The sequence below is a fragment of the Daejeonella sp. genome, from assembly GCF_049655485.1.
GTDB lineage: Bacteria > Bacteroidota > Bacteroidia > Sphingobacteriales > Sphingobacteriaceae > Daejeonella.
Genome location: NZ_JBASJU010000312.1, coordinates 1 through 1,906 on the forward strand (window position 1 = coordinate 1; position 1,906 = coordinate 1,906).

Sequence of the window (1,906 nt, forward strand, 5' to 3'; positions counted from 1 at the left end):
CATCTTACTCACCGTCTCTATAGGCACCCCATTAGACAGCGTAACCGTTGTTGCAAACGTGTGTCTCGCCAAATGGAAGGTGATATTCTTTGTTATCCCACACATCGAAGCGATTTCTTTCAGGTATGCATTAACCTTCTGATTGGAGACCACCGGAAAAACCGTGTTGGTTATTGCTGCTCTTGAATTACCTTTATACTTCTTTAAGATTTCAACTGCTTTAGGAAGAAGCGGAGTATTAACAGGAATATCCGTTTTCTGTCTGCAGGTACGGACCCACATCTCACCGTCAGAAGCTTCAACAATATTATCATGCCTCAGATTGATAACATCCACATAAGTTAGGCCGGTATAACAGCAGAAAACAAAAAGATCCCGGATCATATCAATCCGGTCAATCTCAAAGACCTTGCTTTCCATGGTAGCCAGTTCCCTTTCAGATAGGTGCTCCCGGTTTACTTTAAGAATTTTAAGTTTATAATTAGCAAACGGATCTTTAGAAATCCATTCCAGCCGGATAGCCAGGTGAACCATCTTTTTAACGCGGATAATATGTTTCATTACCCCGTTATTATTCATCGGCTTCTGGTGGTCTATGGGTTTGTGATTTCGAAGGAACGTCTCAAAATCATAAATGAATTTATAGTCCAGTTCATCTAAATAAAGATCGACAGCTTTGAATTGCTTCTGAATAAACTTAACCAGATACCGCTGGGTTACATAATAATGTTTAAGCGTGCTCCATTTCAAGGTACTGGCAGCGGTTTCGTTATGATACTCAAAGAGACTGCTTAAGGTATGGACTTCTTCTGCCGTTCCTAAAAAGGCATCCTTGATGGTTTCAGCATTAACTATCCTGCCTTTTAAACTTAGTTGCTGGTAGCAGGTGCCGATGGCCATCCGAACTTCATGCAAGTAGTGATTAATACTTTTAAATTCTTCCCTGCTGCCCTTTAACGTTCCTTTGACATTATCCCAGCTCTTAACTTCTACTAACTGCTTCAATGCGATATAACAGCGCTTCCTGTTAACCGTAACGCATGCATAAACTGGTGCTTTTCCATCTCTTACTTTATCAGCTCTGATAGTGAAATGGATTCCGAATGACTGTGATGTTCTCATAAAATTGCTTTTTTAGCTTAAATTCATACAATACATCCCGTTTTTTGGATCAATTACAGGTAACACAGAGGTAACACAAACAGCCTGAAAATAGGGCCATTTTTGTTAACTTTTTAGGCCGTAAATAAAAGACATTCAATCCCTTACAGCGTTTTGTGTTACCTCAAAGATAAAACTAAAAACAGGTAGTCGGATTGGTAACCAGAACGGTAGATTGATATGAATTGATATAGACTAAAAGAAAGCAAAAAACCCTGTAAATCAGATAGTTTACAGGGTTTTGAACTAGAATGAACTAGTGTTTCGTGCACCCAACTGTGCGTTTCTCGAACCACTTTATGGATGATTTGAAACGATTAGTGGCTTTGTGTGCTTGAAATCAAGTTTTGATAAGAACCCAACTGGGCGCTTCTCGAACCAAATAATCCTGATTTCGATATACAAAAAAAGTTTTTAATACTAACTGGCTTTATCGAATACGGTCTTCCAGGAACGCTCGCCGCCGAATAAGGTTGATTTTGCATTGGCCTGAACAGAAATAGATTTGCCACCATTGCTCAACTTCCAAACCTCTGTTACGTAAACAAATGCTTGTTTCTGAACCTTTATATTGTAAGGAGTGGCAACCACCAGGTGTACAATTGATTTAACAGTCATAGTTTGTCCATCAGCTGACAACTTTACGGTAAACTTCTTTCCTCTTTCCAGGCCATGGTTAATTTGGCTTTCTTTACCGTCGAAAGCCAGTTTCTCCAGGCTTCTAGTCAGCGCTGCGCCAGGAGAC

At 39.9% G+C, this 1,906-nt stretch carries 1 protein-coding gene and 1 pseudogene; both read right to left on the reverse strand.

Annotation, left to right across the window (positions count from 1 at the left end; genetic code table 11):
- Window positions 1–1,122 (reverse strand): phage integrase SAM-like domain-containing protein (locus tag WBJ10_RS12700; protein ID WP_424290859.1); only part of this gene is annotated, 1,122 nt, incomplete at its 3' end.
- 459 nt (window positions 1,123–1,581) lie between these two features.
- Window positions 1,582–1,906: pseudogene (locus tag WBJ10_RS12705) on the reverse strand (hypothetical protein); the annotation flags it as partial.